This is a genomic window from Methanobacteriaceae archaeon, from assembly GCA_030656015.1.
Classification (GTDB): Archaea; Methanobacteriota; Methanobacteria; order Methanobacteriales; family Methanobacteriaceae; genus UBA349.
The window spans coordinates 102,292-120,529 of sequence record JAUSNX010000010.1 but is presented as its reverse complement, the minus strand read 5'-3'; the positions used below and the strand labels follow the sequence as shown (position 1 = coordinate 120,529).

The window sequence follows — 18,238 nt, the reverse complement described above, 5'->3', positions numbered from 1 at the left end:
TTAAAATGACCAAATAATACTGAACACTCAGATTGAGGACTTTAAATGAATATAACCGAAAAAATTCTTGCTAGATCTGCTGGAAAGAGCGAAGTTTCACCTGGTGAGATTATAGAAGCAAAAGTCGATTTAGCCATGACTCACGATGGAACATCCCCCCCTACAATTAAAACCTTTAGACGTGTTGCTGAGAAAGTATGGGATCCTGAAAAAATTGTTATAGTTTTTGATCATAATTTTCCAGCGAATACTATTGGTTCTGCAGAATTTCAGCACATAACTCGAGATTTTGCCCGAGAACAAGGCATAAAAAATATTTATAATCATGGTGAAGGAATATGTCACCAGGTTCTCCCTGAGAAGGGTTTTGTACATCCAGGTAAACTTATCGTGGGTGCAGATTCACATACTTGTACTTATGGGGCCTTTGGAGCATTTGCCACTGGAATGGGAGCTACAGATATGGCTCTAGTCTATGCTACTGGAAAAACATGGTTTATGGTTCCAGAATCAATAAAAGCAGAGATTAATGGGAATTTAGCTGAAAATGTAACTCCAAAAGATGTTATACTCCATATAATTGGAAAAATTGGTGCTGATGGGGCAAATTACAACTCCGTGGAGTACTGTGGCGAAACAATTTATAATATGGGTGTTTCAGGAAGAATGACTGTTGCTAATATGTCCGTTGAAATTGGAGCTAAAAATGGCATTATGAAACCCAATAAAGCAGTTTTAGAATACTTAAAAAAAAGAACTAGGTCTTCTTTTGAGATTTATGAATCCGACCCAGACCATGCTTATTCTAAAGAATTTAATTTTGACGTAAATGATATGGAACCACAAATTGCCTGTCCTCATGATGTAGATAATGTTAAACCTCTCAGCAAAGTTGAAGGAACCCATATAGATCAGGTTTTCATAGGATCATGTACTAATGGTCGTTATGAGGATTTAATGGAAGCTGCTGATGTTTTATCTGGTAAAAAAGTTCATGAAGATGTAAGGATGGTTATAATTCCAGCTTCTGCTGAAATTTATGCAAAAGCAGTTAATAATGGTATTATCAGCACATTCATTGAAGCAGGAGTAATGGTATGTAATCCTGGGTGTGGACCTTGTCTAGGAGGACATATGGGCGTCATAGGTTCTGGTGAAGTAAGTCTGGCCACTACTAACCGTAATTTTAAAGGCAGAATGGGAGATCCAGATTCTGAGGTTTATTTATCTAATGCTGCTGTAGCAGCCAATTCAGCGATTCATGGGGAAATTAGGGGCCCTTAAAATGAGTCTATTTTATGATTAATTTATTAAAAAATTCATTTTATAATCTATTTTTTTATTAAATATTTCATTATTTGAAAAAAGAAAAAAAAAGGGGAAATAAATGGATATAAATGTCATGGATGAAATCAAAAGGATGGAAAAACTAGCAGGAGAGTTATCCAATACTCAAAAGATACTTCTGGCCACTGATGGTTCTGTTACTAGAATATTAGATGTTTTAAAAGGCCATGTCGGTATTAAAACACTAGTTCAAGAATCTCAAATAGCTGATTTGGAAATAGCTGAAATATTAGAAATTAATCCTGGTGATACGGTTAATTATAGGGTTGTAATTATTGGAACTAAAGAACCTCTTATTCATGCTATATCATATATTCCTGTTGATAGATTAAATAATAATTTTAAAGAGGACTTAATACGTGCAGACATACCTATTGGCCGTATATTAAAGAAACATAATGTGGAGTCCAGAAGGGAAGTTGAATCAATTGCTATGGAAGAACCAGACCAACAACTTAAAGACATATTTAACACGGATTCTATGATGCTTACTAGAACTTATAATATAATTAGAAATGGCGAAATTTTAATTAGAATCAAAGAAACATTTCCTATAACTTCTTTTACTAAATAATCTTTAAAATTTATTATAATTTTATTAATTAACTTTATCAAGGATATTTAGTTTTTTCCTCATCAGAATTTTCTTATATCAAATATATTTAATACTGCTAAACCAGTTAATTGATATCAGCATTAATTTAAAATATTTATATTATTCGTAAAAATATAAATATAATTAATAAATTTAAATTACTTAAATAGCATATGAAGGGGATTTAAAATGGGAGTGAAGTTTAAAGATATTGTTTCGCCTAAACCAATTAATTTTGAGGATTTAAATGGCCGTACAGTTGCTATTGATGCAGCTAATAGTATTTATCAATTTTTATCAAGTATCCGCCAAAGAGATGGGTCGCCTCTCATGGATGAGCACGGTAGAGTCACATCTCACCTTAGCGGTATACTTTATAGAACTTCTTCTTTAATGGAAAAAGGAATAAAGCCCATATATGTGTTTGATGGTAAATCTCATTCTTTAAAGGGAGAAACTGTAAGTAAAAGGATTGAAGTACGAAAAGAATCTGAGAAGAAATGGAAAGAGGCATTGGGCAAGGGTGACATTGAAGAAGCAAGAAAATATGCTGTAAGATCATCTAGAATGTCTTCAGATGTGGTTAATGGTTCTAAAAAGTTGCTTGAGCTTATGGGGGTGCCTTATATACAATCGTTGGGCGAAGGTGAAGCGCAAGCATCTTTCATGGTTACTAATGGTGATGCTTGGGCCGTAGCTAGCCAGGATTATGACTGTCTGCTTTTTGGAGCTCCACTTGTCGTTCGTAATTTAACTATTAGTGGAAATTTGGCTGCTCCGGAATTAATGGAACTTGATTTAGTTCTTAAAAGTCTGGAAATTACTCGGGAACAATTAGTTGATGTGGCCTTAATGGTGGGCACAGACTTTAATCCGGGAATTAAAGGAGTGGGTGCTAAAACTGGTTTAAAACTTATTAAACAAGAAAAAGATATATTTGCAGCAATTGAGAAAACTAAGACTTCCCTAGATGAATTTGGTGCAGATCCAGAACTTTTAAGAGAATTATTTTTAAATCCAGAAATTACTAGGGATTATGAACTCAAATGGAGAACTCCTGATCAAGAAGGAATAATAGAGTTTTTATGTGGGGAACATGGCTTTTCAGAGGAAAGGGTTTCCAGTGCTATAAAAAAGATTAAGAAAATGGATTCCACTCAAAAAAGCTTGGAAGACTGGTTTTAGATAAATTGAATATTTTGGAAAATATATTAATAATAATAATCATAATTAATAATCATAAATTCAATGGGACTAAAATAAACTCAATTAATTTAATTTAATTGTAAATCTTTTAAAAATCCTCTTTTTTTAGAGTCTTTTATCAGTCGATGGTATGTTGCATTGCTTTTTAAAGTGTCAACATCGCCGACCATTATCATTTTTCTTCTAGCCCTAGTAAGTGCGACATTAAGTCTCCGCATATCACTTAAAAATCCAATTTCTCTTTTTGAATTACTTCTAACCGTAGATATAATCATAATGTCTTTTTCACGCCCCTGATACCCATCCACCGTTTTCACTTCGACATTGGTTAAAGAGCTAATTAAATTTCTTTGATCATCATAGGGACTTATTATACCTATATTTTCTGATGAAAACCCTGATTTCAGGAATATATTAATAATTATGCTTATAATATCTGCTTCAAGAGGATTTTGAATTGATGTAGAATCTTTTATTCTCTGTTCAAATCTTTCATTAATTTTAGATGTATTTAAAAATATAAATGGGATTTGAGAATCTAATAAATCTCTTTCAACTTCTTTGAACCGATCAATTTCATTTTTTTCAATAATCTCATTTATATTAATTTTAGAGACTATATCATTAAGTGAAATTTTATTTAGGCTTTCCGAAGCTTTTATTTCACCATTATAAAATTCATGATTTGGAAATTCCATTAAAGCAGGATTCATTCGATATTGAACGTTTAGTATGGTGGATTTTTGAGGATATTTTTTTATTAACTCCTCAAAAAGAGTTTTTTGAAGGGTTCGAGCTTTTTGGCTGACTATAGTGGGTGGTAACTGCCTATGGTCTCCGGCCAGAACAAAACGTTTGGCTTTAGAAATAGGTATCAATAAACTGGGAATTGTTGCTTGGGATGACTCATCTATCACAGATAAATCAAATTTTGCTCCTTTTAAATAATCTAATCCTGCTGAAGAATTAGTACAAAGAACTACTGAGCTTTTTTTTAGAATATTTTCCACAATATTCTTTTCAATTGCACGTATTTTTTCTTGGTTTTGATCCACTTTTTGATTATTTTCTATCCAGCGGGCCATTGATATCATTACATTGGGTGAAACTCCCCTGGAACCTCTTTTTTTAACTGCATTTAGAAGTATTTGGGTATCGCTCAATCCTCTACGAAGCCCAGGCAATGGTTTTGTATTTTTGTCTCGTTCACTAATAATTTTTTTAATTCCATCTTTTAGATGATTTATTTGTGAATTCAGTGGATGATTTTCTACTTGATATGCCAGAGTATACTTTATATTTTTGCGAGAAGCTCTCTGAGGATGGCCTAACCTAACACAATCAATTTCACCATTACAATCATCTCTGGATTTATTTTTGTCCCTTTTTTTATCTTCAATTTTATATTCCTCTGAAATGGCCATAGATAATCCATCTAAAATATTATCCACTGCCGTGTTGCTTTCGGCTGTGGCCAGTATTTTATTCCCTTTTTTGACTTCTTGTCGAATCAACTCTCTTAAAGTCCGAGTTTTCCCGGTTCCAAATGGCCCATGAATTAAAAAGAAGTCATCTGTTGCCATAGCAGAGGAAACTGCATTCATTTGAGATTTATTAATTTGAATATCTTTAAATGGAATATTTTCAAATGAATTAGGGGGATTAATATCTATTATAGATGGTGTTTTTTCTGTTCCCAATAGAAATTCCAGCGCTTTTTCTCCTGAAAAACTTAAATTGTTCAAATTTTCTTTCATTCGGCGAAAGGTTATATCATTAGCATATAAATCTATTCTAACATTTTTTAAGGCCCACTGAGGAACATTTTCCAAGGCTATAGTTATAAAACGTTTTCCTTTCTCAGTAACTGTTCCAGTCAGGTCGCTTTTTAAGGGATTGCCACGACTGATGAGCACCAAGTCCCCCACATTAATTTCACTTTCAAAAGACTTCTTTCTACCATATTTAACCAGATTAAATCCGAGCTCTTTACCTACAATCTTCCCACTAAGATTATTTATGGCCCTACCCACACTTTCCCTTTTATTGGGAGATAGTCTTCTTATTTCATTCATCATGAAGCTAATTTCTGCTTCTTGCTCCATTTCAACGAGTTTAAGAAGATTTGAAATATATTGATATTATGGATATGCCTCCATCATTCTATGAATTTTTATTCAATAGGTATTAGAAATTTTTAGTTTTTTTAGATAATTGGGATTGATGAAATTAAATAAAATTAAAATGGTGGATATTCTCCAAAAAATTTACGAGCATAATGTCTGGCGGTTTTTACTTGCTGAGGATAATATTTAGAGATATTTGTTTCCAACTCTGACCTATTATTGGACTCTGCAAGAATTTTAAGAATTTTTAAATATATATCTAAAGATTCTTCTGGATTTTGACATTTATTTTTTGGATAAGAACAATCATTATTTGTAATACAAGGCATTTCCAAGGTTAAACAAATATCTTCTCTTTTAAATGAACTAGTTCTTAGGTAAGGTGATACAGATCCCATTAAAACTCCTTTTTCAAGCTCAATTAAAGGAGGAACACCCGATATTTCTTCACGGTGGAGGTCAATCAGTTTTTCATAGCTTTTATGATGATAACAATGAGTTTCCACATACATTTCGGGCCGGTAATAGTTTATTAACCTTAAAATTTCTTTTCCCATTTTACTTTGATAATAATTGCTATCTAAGGTGCTTATATACTTGCTTTGATCACAATTATAAATAATAAGTTGGCCGGTTTTAACATCAGAGCTTTGAATTCTTTTTAAAGCTTTAATAGTACTAAATCCTTCTTTCCCATGAACTCCACCTACAAAAAGTCGCTTAATTCCCGGCCCTTTATCTATAAGTTTGAAAAAACTCATTAAATCTCCTTCTGCTATGTAAACTGAAAATTACATTTTAGAATGCTTTAAAATCAATTCAACTATCTAAACTATCTACTTAAGAGAAATATCATTAAACTAATAACCTATGGTGGAATACGGATATCTAAAATCAATTATCAAATTATGCTTTGAATCAATTATTTTATATTCAATAAAAAATCTTTAAAAAAAATAATAAAAGGAACTAAGTTCCTTCTTCCCAATTATCTAAATAATCAATTTGGCGAGGACTTAATTCATCTATTTCAATATCCATGGCAGCAAGTTTTAATTTAGCTACACTGAAGTCGAGTTCATCAGGGGCCCGGTGCACACCATGATTCAAATCTTCATTTAATATATGTTTGGCTGAAAGAGCCTGCATAGCAAAACTCAGATCCATGATTTCTGCGGGATGACCTTGACCTCTTTCTGATGCTAAATTAACTAATCTTCCATCAGCTAACAAGTATAATAAACGCCCATCTTCCATTTCAAATTCATCAATGTCTACTTTAACCTTTTTCTCGGACACTGAAAGTTTTCTTATATCATCTTGGTTTATTTCCACGTTAAAGTGTCCAGAATTGGCCATAACACACCCATCTTTCATGTATTTAAAGTCATCTCCAGATACAACATCAATATTTCCAGTCACTGTCAAAAGGATATCTGCTTGTTTAACGGCTTCTCGAACCGGCATAACTCTAAATCCATCCATTTTAGCTTCAAGGGCTCTTATTGGATCTATTTCAGTGACTATAACATTGCCGCCTAATCCCAGAGCACGCATAGCAACTCCTCTTCCACACCAACCGTAACCACATACTACCACGGTTTTACCCGCGATTAACATATTGGTGGCTCCCATGATTGAATCAAAGGTGGATTGTCCGGTTCCATATCTATTATCAAAAAGATATTTAGTATAGGCATCATTCACAGCCATAACTGGGAATTTTAATGCTCCGTCTTCAGCCATGCTCTTTAAACGATGGATTCCAGTGGTGGTTTCTTCACAAGCACCTTTAATTTTGCTTAAAAGCTCTTTTCTTTCTCTATGAACTAAAAAGATCATGTCTGCTCCGTCATCAATTAAAATGTCCGGGTCGTGATCAAGAACTTTATGAATGTTTTGATAGTATTCCTCGTTAGTTTCTTCTCTCCAGCCGTACATATTCAATCCAAGGGCTGCTCCAGCAGCAGTGGCATCATCGTGGGTTGAAAGAGGATTACATCCAGTCATAGCTACTTCAGCCCCTCCAGCTTGCAAGGTTAGCCCTAAATTAATGGTTTTAGGTTCTAAATGCAGACAAGAGGCAATGGTGATCCCTTCAAAAGGTTTGGTTTTTTCAAATTCTTTTTTAATGTGCTCTAAAACAGGCATGTGTTTTTGTACCCATTCTATTTTTTGTTTACCTTGGGGTGCTAGTGAAATATCTTTTACATCATAGGGCATTGTATCACCGTTATTTTTTAATAATTCATATCAAGATGATTTTTTTTAAAGGAATCTTATTATATTTCTATTATTTATTTCAATAGTTTAATATCACTTTAATTTCTATAAATATTTTCTTTATTAGGACATTATTTATTAGCCATTTAATTTAAAAATATTTTATTGAAATATATTAACTTGTTTAAAATATATTTATGAATGGATTTAAAATTATAAATATAATAAATATCAGTTCTTGAACTGTGCTTTGATTTTGTGGTGATTCAGTGATTTATTTTATCCGAAAATGAGTAAAAATTATTTAAAATTAATTATTTTAAAAAATAGCAGAATTAATTAATTAAACGAAAATTAATAACAAAATTAAATTAATAACAAAATTAAATTAATAAAAAATTAAGAAGAGATTTTAATTCTCTTCTTTGTTTAAAACTTAATGGTACTGAACCATTTCAGTTTCGTTTTTTGCTGGTTTTACCTTTTCCATGGCTTTTTTGAAGTAGGCCATAGTAACAGTTTCTGCATCCAGATTATCCCTTAGAGTTAACATGGCTGCTTCCCGGCACACAGATTCTATATCTGCACCGACATATCCTGCACTGGATTTGGCAAGTTTTTCAATTTCCACATCGTCATCCAGAGGCATTTTTTTGGTATGGACCTTAAATATGGCCAGTCTGCCTTTTTCATCAGGATCTCCTACTTCGACATGCCTATCAAACCTTCCAGGTCTTAGAAGAGCAGAGTCCAGCATGTCTGGTCGATTAGTAGCAGCAATAACGGATACATCTTGTAATTCTTCCATACCATCGATTTCAGTAAGCAGTTGATTTACAACTCTCTGAGTAACCCCTGAATCTGATGATGAACCGCTTCTGGTTGCAGCAATGGAATCTATTTCATCAAAGAAGATTACAGTTGGGGCTGTTTGTCTGGCCTTTTTGAAAACTTCCCTAACACCTTTTTCAGATTCCCCTACCCATTTAGATAGTAATTCAGGACCTTTAACAGATATAAAGTTAGCATCACTTTCATTGGCTACTGCCTGGGCCAGGAGGGTTTTTCCAGTACCTGGGGAACCATGAATGAGGACGCCTTTAGGTGGCCTTACTCCAAACTTCTCGAAGTTTTCTGGATACTTTAAAGGCCATTCTACAGCTTCTTTGAGTTCTTGCTTAGCACAGTCTAGTCCACCTATATCGTCCCACTTAATATCTGGGACCTGTACCAGAACTTCTCTAAGTGCAGATGGTTGAATTTCTTTTAAAGCCTCTTTGAAGTCTGATTTATTTACAATCATCTTCTTTAAGATTTCTTTAGGAATTTCTTCGTCTGTTTTAATATCTGGTAGTACTCGGCGGAGAACTCGCATGGCTGACTCTTTACAGAGTGATTCAAGATCGGCGCCAACAAATCCGTGGGTTATGGTGGATATTTCGTCAAGATCCACATTTTCATCTAGGGGCATACCTCGAGTATGAATCTCCAGTACTTCTTTTCGACCTTCTTTATCAGGCACTCCGATTTCAATTTCCCTATCAAATCTACCTGGTCTTCTTAAAGCACCATCAAGTGCATCTGGCCTATTTGTTGCCCCAATAACAACAACCTGTCCTCTAGCTTTAAGACCATCCATTAAGGTCAGTAATTGGGCTACAATTCTGCGTTCCACCTCACCACTAACTTCTTCTCTTTTTGGTGCAATGGCATCCAGTTCATCAATGAATATGATTGACGGCGCATTTTCTTCTGCTTCTTCAAAGAACTCTCTTAACCGTTCTTCTGACCCTCCAACATACTTACTCATGATTTCTGGTCCGTTTATGGTTATGAAGTGAGCGTCACTCTCATTGGCCACGGCTTTGGCCAGCAAAGTTTTTCCTGTTCCTGGAGGACCATGCATAAGCACACCTTTAGGTGGTGAGATTCCTAATCTTTCAAAGAGTTCGGGTCTCTTTAAGGGTATCTCTATCATTTCCCTTACTTTCTTAACTTCTTCTTTGAGGCCTCCGATATCCTCATAAGTCACATCAACCAGGTTTTTAACACCTTCGATTTTAGAAACATCTACGGGTGATGTCTGAATTTCCACTTCAGTCATTTGAGTTACTTTAACTACTCCACTGGGCTTGGTGGACACCACGGCCAGCTTTATTTCTCCAAGAGGGGATACGTCCACCATATCTCGGAAAAATTCATCAAATAAACTTCCGCTACCTGGCATTCTACTCGGAGCTTGTTGTTGTCTTATTCCGGATACAATTATGTCTCCTTTAACCAGTGCTCGGTTAAGGAATGCAGACCTCACATCCCCCCTTACCATTATTTCATGTTCTACTGGCGCTAGAACTACTTTTTGAGCATCTTTTACTTCTGCTCTACGCACAGTAACTTCTTCTCCAATGGAAGCACCAGCATTTTTTCTCATATATCCATCTATTCTTATTATTCCCAGACCTATGTCTGATTGGGAAGATATTACTGCTGCGGCAGCAATTTTTTTCCCACTTATTTCAATTATGTCCCCGTCTAGAAGATCCATTTTTTGCATGCATGCTGGATCTATCCTTGCTATTGATCTACCAACATCTGATTGAGATAAAGCTTCAGCAACTTTTAAATTCATCTCTTTTTTATCCATAAAAACACCCCGCTTTTATGCTTTTAATAAGTAATTTTTATTAATTATTTGTTTTTAGTATAAAATATAATTTTAGTATTTGTAATTGGATTATGCAATTTATTTAAGATTAATTCTATTTCAAACTAAATCAAAACAATTCTTTGCAAAATCTTTTAGTAAACTTTTGTTACTATAATACAATATATGTTCATTACTTATAAATATTTCGGTAGTTATATATGAAATGCGGATTTTTTTCATAAATTATCCTATAAAAAAATAATCCTGAAAATTTAAAAAATAGGTAAAAAAGTTTTATTAAAAAAGTAATTTGATTTTAAAATTAAATAAATTCTAAAATTATCTTGAATGAATATAATAATAAAAATAATAAAATAAATTACCTTATAATGGCCCCAAATCCTTTTAGAAGATTTTCAACTTCCCTAACAAAACGAGCCTCCAGGACTTTATAACTGAAGGTGATGCTTATTTGATTGTCATCAATTTGTTCGCCTTGATAAATATCCATTACAGATGTGCTGACCACTCCTTCCAAATTAGAAATAGCGGAAGCTATGATTTGAGGATCGCAATGGGATGGAAAAATGACAGAAATATGGTATTCATATTGTTTTAAATTGTTTAATTTCCAATCTTGCACTTGGGAAGGAGATAAAACTTCAATATTAGCGATCTTTAACTTTAAAGTCTTTTTACCAGAAATCAGAGTCACAAAATCGGGCGATATCTCTTTTAGAATTCCGTAGTGTGTTTTTCCAGAATAAATATGGCGAAGAAATACTTCACTATTAATTGATTCTTTAAGAGCACTTATTTCTTGATTAAGTGCAGAAATAACTTTATCAGATCTACCTAATGCTGCCTCAATATCATCCATATTTTTAGCAGCAGAGCTCATGGCATTAACAAATTTAGTCTGATTATTGTTAATTAACATATCATTAAGCTCATTAATAGTTTCCATAAATATTTCTCGAGCTTGATAAGCGTAATCTGTCTGAGTCTGTATGGAATAAACCAAATAGGGATTTTGGGCCACAATTCGGGATATGATATCAAGCATGAGATTATATATGGGGCTGGCAAATTTTCTGGATTCTTTAATATCCAAATTGAGTTTTTTTATAGCAGATGATATGCTGATATATGCAAAATGGGTTAGTACTTGAACCACACTCATCATTTCGTCATGTTTTTCAGGTGTGGTTACTAAAACCCTTGCTTTATGATCTTCTAGAAATTTAAAAATAGTTTCAAACCATTCAGATTCCTGCAAAGGTGTAAGAACAATCACCTGCCCTTCCAGGGACCTTACCCGTGGGCCAAACATGGGGTGGGATGGTAAAAAGTAAGCACCTTCTGCAAGATATTCATGCATCAAAATGGCTGGTTTTTCTTTTACAGAAGTTACATCCATTAAAAGTGAACCTTTGCTCATATGGGGTGCCACTTGCTTAATTACAGATTCTGTACTCTCAATGGGCACAGATATTATAACTATATCACTTTCACCAGCAACTTTTTGATTATCACTGCTGTATTTAACATCTAGTTTTTTAGAAATAGCGTTTCCACTAAGCTCATCTCTAGATGTAATGGTAACCTGAAAGCCTTTTTCTTTTAAAAAAGAAGCTATCCACATTCCCAATCCTCGAGTACCACCTATTATGGCAATTTTCATTTTAACCTCAAAATATATTAAAATTGTTAATTTTCATATTTAATATTCATAAAATGTTCATCACAACGAATTAGCTGGGAGCTTTATTTTTAGCTGCTTTACTAGCAATAAACCCGGTTAGAGCCCCTAAACCAAAGCTCAATAAACATAATATTATAAAACCCGTGATAAAACTTCCTAAATCAACGGTTACTAATGATGATATTTTGTAAGGCATTTCAGGACTTCTAAATATGCCGTTTAAAAAGAAAACCAGAACTCCCAAAATAAGAGCAGCAATAGCACCAACAATGGTGTGTCTTTCTTTATAACGGGTTAAGTAAGTGGCCATGAAACCGGTAACAGCAATGGCAAATATGCCATCAAAGAATACTGAGATTATAAAACCTATGATAATGCTAACGAAAACAGCAGAGCCTGCCGAATAATCACTCATTTTTCGCTCTCCTTGTAAATACTAATTATTTAGAAGCTTATTTTATATTCAATTAATTAACATTTTATATTATTTATTCATTTATTCTTTTTTTATTCTTACTTAATTCCTTCATTTATATTCATTTATCTAAAAAAATTTAAAAATCAATATTGTTTATAATAAATAACCGATTTTCAGTATTTAAATTAAATATTATTTATAAATTAAAAATAAATAGATATAACTTCTGATTAATATTAAAATTGAACTTAGTAAATAATTGCTTGAAAGTATAACTAATTAATTTATAATAAATTAAAAACTTCAGAACTAAAATATTAATAATTTAATTTCATTTAAAAAGAGGTAGAATAATGCGTATAGTATATCAGGATATGAAAAAAGGCGTTATAGAGCTGGTTCCTGAGACATTGGATGATTTATGGCATTTATCTCACATAATTGAAAAAAATGATATCATTTCCTCAAAAACGACTCGCAGGATTCAAGATACCTCTGGAGAAAAAATTAGAAGTGATAGAGGAATCAAAAAAACTTTTTACCTGGGCGTACTGGTTGAAAGCCTTAATTTTCATATTTACACGGGTAAACTGAGGGCCACAGGCGTAATTGAAAAAGGCCCTGAGGATCTAATACCATTAGGTTCACACCACACCCTAGAAATAAAACTAAATATTCCTATTCGCATAATGAAGGAAAAATGGTCGAGATGGACCATTAAGAGATTAAAACAAGCTATTGAAGCTTCAAAAAAATTGTCTGCCATAATTCTTGTTTTAGAGGATGACGCCGCAGATATGGGTCTTATAAGACAGTTTGGTGTGGAATATTATGGTCCTTTAATTGGACACATATCTGGAAAAAGAATTGAACAAAAGGATAGGCGAAAAAACGTTGTTCTATTCTATGAAACCGTAGTGGATGCATTAAAAAAATTCAAAGAAGTCCAAACTATAGTTATCGCAGGCCCAGGTTTTGTTAAAGGAGATTTTCATTCATATCTAACCGAAAAACACCCTGAAATTGCCAAAAAAACTATTTTAGAAAGCACAGGTACTGGTGGAAGAGTAGGGATTGGTGAAGTTTTAAAGAAAGGTACTGTTGAGAAAATAACTGCTGAAAACAGGGTGGCCTGGGAAATGCGTTCGGTAAATAAGGTCTTAGAACAAATTTCTAAATCTTCATCTGCAGTCGCCTATGGTAAAAAACAGGTGGTAAACGCAGTTAATGCTGGTGCTGCAGAACAGTTGCTGGTTCTTGATAAAATGGTCCGTCAGGAAGATTTAGAAAAAGTTATGGATATGGTAGAGCGTATGAATGGGGAAGTTATCATGGTAAGCAGTGAACATGAGGGTGGAAAACAATTAGAAGCTTTAGGTGGAATGGCTGCTCTTTTAAGATATAATTTGACTAATTAAATTCAAAATGTGAATAAGGAGTAGAATGTTCATATAATATGATTATCAGCATCATTTTATGAGGAATAGAATTTTTGAGGAGTTATATGCAGAATTTTAAGGTTATGGTGAATGGAAATGAAATAGAATCTTCAGGTATGGTTAAAGATGCCATTCACCAGTTAGGAATAAATATTTCTAAATTCTCTTGTGAGGATCCTAAAGAATCAAGTATAATACCAAAACAAGAGTGTCTTTTTGTTCCATGTGATTGTGGAGGTTGCTGGGCCTGTGTTATTGAAGTAAATGGTCAGATGGCTCTATCCTGCAACACTCCCCTGGAAAATGGCATGCAAATTAACACTTTCAAGAAGTTTAAAACACCTTTAAGGGTGATCAGTGGTTTTGGGGTCCATAGGGTTGGTGGTGTGGGCACTCCTTATAATTTAAAGAAAAATTTAGAACCTATTGAAGCTATTTGTTTCACCCATGGCTGTAATCTTAGATGTCCCCAATGTCAAAATGATCTGGTAGCATTTACCAGCAAGGGAAATTTACTTGAACCGGAAGAAACAGCGCAAATTTTATTGGGACTTCAGGATTTGCATGGTTTAGATACCATTGCTTTTTCTGGAGGAGAAAGCACTTTAAACCGCAAATGGGTCATAAAAACTTTGAATTCAATCATACGATATGACAAGAATGTTAATATTCATATTGATACTAATGGAACTATTTTAACTCCTAAATACATCGATGAGTTGATAGATTCTGGAATGAATCGTATTGGGATTGATTTAAAAGGAATTAATGTAAAAACATTTCAGAATATCACTGGAGTAAGTGACCACCAGTTGGCAGTGAAGTACCTTGAAAACTCATGGAATGCTGTCAAATACATTGCGGATAATTATAAAATGGACTACGGACTTGAAGAAAAAATATTTAAAGATTTTGATAAAGATAAGAATAATAATGATAAAAATGGGGATAAGGAAATAGATAATTCTGATGATCCAAAAATTTTCATGGGAATTGGAATTCCTTATAATAGTTCTTTGATTTCAAAAAAAGAAATAATGGAAATAGGTAATGCCCTAAAAGATATAAATCCCTATATTCAAGTATGTGTTCTGGATTATAGGCCTGAATTCAAAAGAATGGATTTGAAAAAACCGGATTTTAATGAAATGAAAGAAATAAAAGATATTCTTAATGAAACTGGTCTTAAAACAGTCATTATTCAAACAGAAAAAGGCCATTTTGGCCCATAGGATTAAATTTTATTAATATTCATGGAATTTAAATTGTTTAATTAAGTTATTTAATCAAAAAGTAAGCTGATGTATTTCATAATCGGTGCAAGAATGCTAATCGAAATTTTAGAAGCAGGAATCCTATCCGCAGGGTTAACTATTATTTTTTACATATTAATAAGACAATTAGGGAGCAAGGGAAAAATTAAAAATCTTTATTCATCAGTAAGGGGCGGTACTCCTCGTGCAGTAGGAATAGCCCCATTTTTAGTCTTAATAATTTTCTTAAACCCAAATTATTCGTATATTGTAGCTGTAATGGGAATATTGGCCTTTCTAGATGATTTAACTGGTCGAAAAAAGATTAAAAGTTTGCCTGTAGAATTAGGACAATTATTCCGGGGATTGGGAATTTTAATGGTTGTAATTCTGGGATATCCTTTGTTAGGTCCTTCTTCTATTTTAGTTGCCTTAATGATTCAGCCATTGAATATTGCGGACATGCAGCCGGGATCAGCTTGTAGCACTATATTATTCATGTCTGGAACAGTAATTCTACTTTATTTAATCTCTGGAAACTTTGATGCTTCTTTATATTTCACTCCACTTCTAATATTGGCTGTATGTGTGGGATATGCTCCTTTAGATTATAATGGAAAGATCATGATGGGAGAAGTAGGAAATCATTCATTTGCAATAGTTTTGGGAATAATGTTCTATTTGTATGGTGGTTTTATGGGCCTTTTGATCTTATTTTTAATAACAACTGCTCTGATAGCTATAATTCGAAGAAATAATCTCCAAATTTTCCTGGAAAATAAACTGGGAATTGAAAACCCCACATTTGGGGATTATTTTATGGATGTCCTCACGGGTGGGGGATTAGGTGACTTATTCCGTAAAATAATCTTCAAAAAAAGAAAAATTTCTATAAAAAATGGGTTTTTAATAAAAATAGGATTTAGAAGGCTTTTTTATAACCCTTTTTAATTATAATTCTTTTTAAATAATTTTTAAATATCCTATTTTCGTACCTATTTTGTCTTAATTTAATTAGTGAACTTCGGAATTTTATAAGTTATAGTTTTTAAATTAACTCTTTCTTTTAAGAGACCAGGTTGCTAATAAGAAGAATACTGCAAATAAGATTAAAGCCAGAAAATCAGACCATACTTGTGCAAAACCTCAACCTTTAAGCATAACGCCTCTACAAGCATCAAATGCGTAGCTGGGAGGAACTAAATAAGATATGGGCCTTAACCATATTGGTATCGCTTCCACCGGCCAGAATACTCCAGATAATAAAAAAACTGGTAAATTATATAAGAAAAGAAATTTGTAAAAGGAATAAATTGTAAAAATATGAATTAATTAACTTCACTCTAAATTTTCACCCTATAATTAATATCAGAATAAAATATCAGAATAACAAATCTCAAATAACCATGATTTTAGAATACTTAGACTTATTTAACCATTAGAAATTTATTATTATTATTATTAATTAGAAATTATTTAACTCAAGGTGATTTCATGAAAGCTTTATTAATGATTACTGGCCGAGGAATGGGAGGAGATGCTGTAACTGCTATAAATATAGCTCGAGCACTGGAAAAAAAAGGAATTGATTGTGAATATGCTCTGGACCACACGGCACCAGGCCTTTTATTGGAGAAAGCAGGAATTGAATGGCATAAAATAAGCATTCCTCAGGCGGGAGGACACGCGGCCACCAAGGGGAAGCTGGCTAAAGCTGCCTTTAAAACCACTAAAGCTTCGCTGGAAGCATTCAAACTAATCAGAAAAGTAAAACCCGATGTTGTAGTGGGGATTATTGGAGGCGGAGCCATTATCGGATGTTTATCTTCTAAAATGGCCAGGGTGCCGTCAGTTGGAATTTTAATAACTCCTACTGATGCTAAAGTATGCACCAGACTCAATGCCAACATTGTATTGCCTGAATCAAACCTTTTCCAGCAAAATTTGACCCAAGAAAATATTTATAAGGCTTATTCTCCTATCAATCCGGACGTAATTGGGGGAGATAAAAGAAAAGCCTTAAAAAAGATGCCAGAATCATTTGACCCTGAAAAACCTACTTTATTGTTTTCTTCAGGCTCATCTCTTTTTGAAATAACTGCACAAGCTGCTCAAAACATTTCTTTAAGTGATATTGATGCTAATATTCTGGTGGTGGGTTATCCCCTGGAAGATGAGTTTTTAAAATATCTTGAAGGAGATAATATAATTTATTTAGGTTATGTGGATTGGATACAAGACCTTTATGACCTAGCAGATGTTTCCATATTATCTGATGATGGGGTAATGATTCATGAGGCCATTGCCTGCAAAGTGCCTATTGTAGCTTTAACCGGAGTTAAATACGGTAGATATCACAATATGGCTGCTGTATTTCCAGGGGCCGTTTTAGAAAGTCCAATTAATGAATTAGAAGAAAAAATTAAGGATGCTCTGAACAATATATCTGAAATGAAAGCAGAAGCTCAGAGTTATGGGGAAGATGTTTTAAATTCCGGAAATAAAGTGGCTGATATTATCATAAAAGAATCAAAAAAGAAAGACTAGGATTTTATTTAAAAAAATTTAATTTATTTAATAATCCGTATTTTATCAGTATTTTATCAAAATATTAAAAGATTTATTCTTTTGAACAGGGAATACAGACTTTAATTCCCTCAACTTCTTTTATTCGGTGTTCTGAAACTAATTCTCCACATTTTTGGCAATTAATGGATTTAAAGATGGAAGCTTTAGGGGGCAGAGCCATATTTACTTTTTCTGCTTTGAATATATTTTTCCCATCCATTTCCAGTATTTTATTGGCCACTGACTGCACTTTCTCATTTAAAAGTTCTTTTTCGGCTGCGCTGGCTTGTCCAGAAGAGACTTTTTTTCTTAAAATACTCAATTGAGGGTCTATTTTATCCATTTCAAATGAATCTTTCAAAGAAATTCTAATACCTTCTCCAGAGGATCTATTCAGGAATTTATAAACCTGTTTTCCATAGTCATTGAAAATAAGATTCCCTTTACCAAAGGTACAACCAGTCAAAACTTGAATGGCATCCACAGCACAACTATCATTTTCCACAATGGTCACTATTTCTTCGTCTTCAGATCTGGTGGAAGAAAGCATATTAATGCCCATTTGAGCTGCTTTATAACCCAGTGCAGATCCAGGACATACATGGCCATGGAAACTGGTCACTTCACTGAAATCTTTTATATTGTTGTTATTTTTAGTATTATCAGATTTTCTTTGCATTTTTTCCTCTTATTTCTTATTTTATTTATTTA

At 33.3% G+C, this 18,238-nt stretch carries 15 protein-coding genes; 7 read left to right on the top strand and 8 right to left on the bottom strand.

All coding sequences use genetic code 11. The features are described 5' to 3' along the window. Positions 1–45 precede the first annotated feature (45 nt). The 3 genes from hacA (at position 46) to fen (ending at position 3,127) form a co-directional block, all read left to right on the top strand. On the top strand, positions 46–1,284 hold the full coding sequence (gene hacA / locus Q7I96_07975) for a homoaconitase large subunit (GenBank protein MDO9627543.1): 1,239 nt from the start codon (positions 46–48) through the stop codon (positions 1,282–1,284). 103 nt (positions 1,285–1,387) lie between these two features. Next, positions 1,388–1,921 (top strand): chorismate pyruvate-lyase family protein, encoded by a 534-nt coding sequence (locus tag Q7I96_07970; GenBank protein MDO9627542.1) that lies wholly within the window; start codon positions 1,388–1,390, stop codon positions 1,919–1,921. A gap of 210 nt (positions 1,922–2,131) precedes the next feature. Then, positions 2,132–3,127 carry a flap endonuclease-1 gene (gene fen, locus Q7I96_07965; protein ID MDO9627541.1) on the top strand — a complete coding sequence of 332 codons (996 nt, stop codon included), beginning with the start codon at positions 2,132–2,134 and terminating at the stop codon, positions 3,125–3,127. An 89-nt stretch (positions 3,128–3,216) separates the two neighbouring features. Here the strand turns inward: fen and Q7I96_07960 are convergent, their stop codons facing one another. From Q7I96_07960 to Q7I96_07935, 6 genes are all read right to left on the bottom strand, one after another. Continuing rightward, positions 3,217–5,253 (bottom strand): IGHMBP2 family helicase, encoded by a 2,037-nt coding sequence (locus Q7I96_07960; GenBank protein ID MDO9627540.1) that lies wholly within the window; start codon positions 5,251–5,253, stop codon positions 3,217–3,219. 134 nt (positions 5,254–5,387) lie between these two features. Beyond that, complete coding sequence (locus Q7I96_07955; GenBank protein ID MDO9627539.1) at positions 5,388–6,035, bottom strand: DUF2119 domain-containing protein; 648 nt, start codon at positions 6,033–6,035, stop codon at positions 5,388–5,390. A gap of 208 nt (positions 6,036–6,243) precedes the next feature. Then, on the bottom strand, positions 6,244–7,497 hold the full coding sequence (gene ahcY, locus Q7I96_07950; protein MDO9627538.1) for an adenosylhomocysteinase: 1,254 nt from the start codon (positions 7,495–7,497) through the stop codon (positions 6,244–6,246). A 436-nt stretch (positions 7,498–7,933) separates the two neighbouring features. After that, positions 7,934–10,141, bottom strand: a complete 2,208-nt coding sequence (locus Q7I96_07945) for a CDC48 family AAA ATPase (GenBank protein ID MDO9627537.1) — start codon at positions 10,139–10,141, stop codon at positions 7,934–7,936. Positions 10,142–10,523: 382 nt separating this feature from the next. Next, positions 10,524–11,828 (bottom strand): prephenate dehydrogenase, encoded by a 1,305-nt coding sequence (locus tag Q7I96_07940; GenBank protein ID MDO9627536.1) that lies wholly within the window; start codon positions 11,826–11,828, stop codon positions 10,524–10,526. Positions 11,829–11,898: 70 nt separating this feature from the next. Continuing rightward, positions 11,899–12,264 carry a hypothetical protein gene (locus Q7I96_07935; GenBank protein MDO9627535.1) on the bottom strand — a complete coding sequence of 122 codons (366 nt, stop codon included), beginning with the start codon at positions 12,262–12,264 and terminating at the stop codon, positions 11,899–11,901. A 356-nt stretch (positions 12,265–12,620) separates the two neighbouring features. Between Q7I96_07935 and Q7I96_07930 the strand changes: the two genes are divergently transcribed. The 3 genes from Q7I96_07930 (at position 12,621) to Q7I96_07920 (ending at position 15,910) form a co-directional block, all read left to right on the top strand. Beyond that, positions 12,621–13,685, top strand: coding sequence for an mRNA surveillance protein pelota (locus Q7I96_07930; GenBank protein ID MDO9627534.1), 1,065 nt, complete (start codon positions 12,621–12,623; stop codon positions 13,683–13,685). Between the two features lie 86 nt (positions 13,686–13,771). After that, positions 13,772–14,938: a radical SAM protein gene (locus Q7I96_07925; protein ID MDO9627533.1), complete on the top strand. Its 1,167-nt coding sequence runs from the start codon at positions 13,772–13,774 to the stop codon at positions 14,936–14,938. Positions 14,939–15,031: 93 nt separating this feature from the next. Continuing rightward, on the top strand, positions 15,032–15,910 hold the full coding sequence (locus tag Q7I96_07920) for a cell wall biosynthesis protein (GenBank protein MDO9627532.1): 879 nt from the start codon (positions 15,032–15,034) through the stop codon (positions 15,908–15,910). A gap of 195 nt (positions 15,911–16,105) precedes the next feature. On the opposite strand, the gene Q7I96_07915 is transcribed toward Q7I96_07920, so the two are convergent. Then, complete coding sequence (locus tag Q7I96_07915) at positions 16,106–16,273, bottom strand: ABC transporter permease (protein ID MDO9627531.1); 168 nt, start codon at positions 16,271–16,273, stop codon at positions 16,106–16,108. 180 nt (positions 16,274–16,453) lie between these two features. On the opposite strand from Q7I96_07915, the gene Q7I96_07910 reads away from it, so the two are divergent. Next, positions 16,454–17,506, top strand: a complete 1,053-nt coding sequence (locus Q7I96_07910) for a glycosyltransferase (GenBank protein MDO9627530.1) — start codon at positions 16,454–16,456, stop codon at positions 17,504–17,506. Positions 17,507–17,579: 73 nt separating this feature from the next. On the opposite strand, the gene Q7I96_07905 is transcribed toward Q7I96_07910, so the two are convergent. Next, complete coding sequence (locus Q7I96_07905) at positions 17,580–18,206, bottom strand: FmdE family protein (protein ID MDO9627529.1); 627 nt, start codon at positions 18,204–18,206, stop codon at positions 17,580–17,582. Positions 18,207–18,238: the final 32 nt, after the last annotated feature.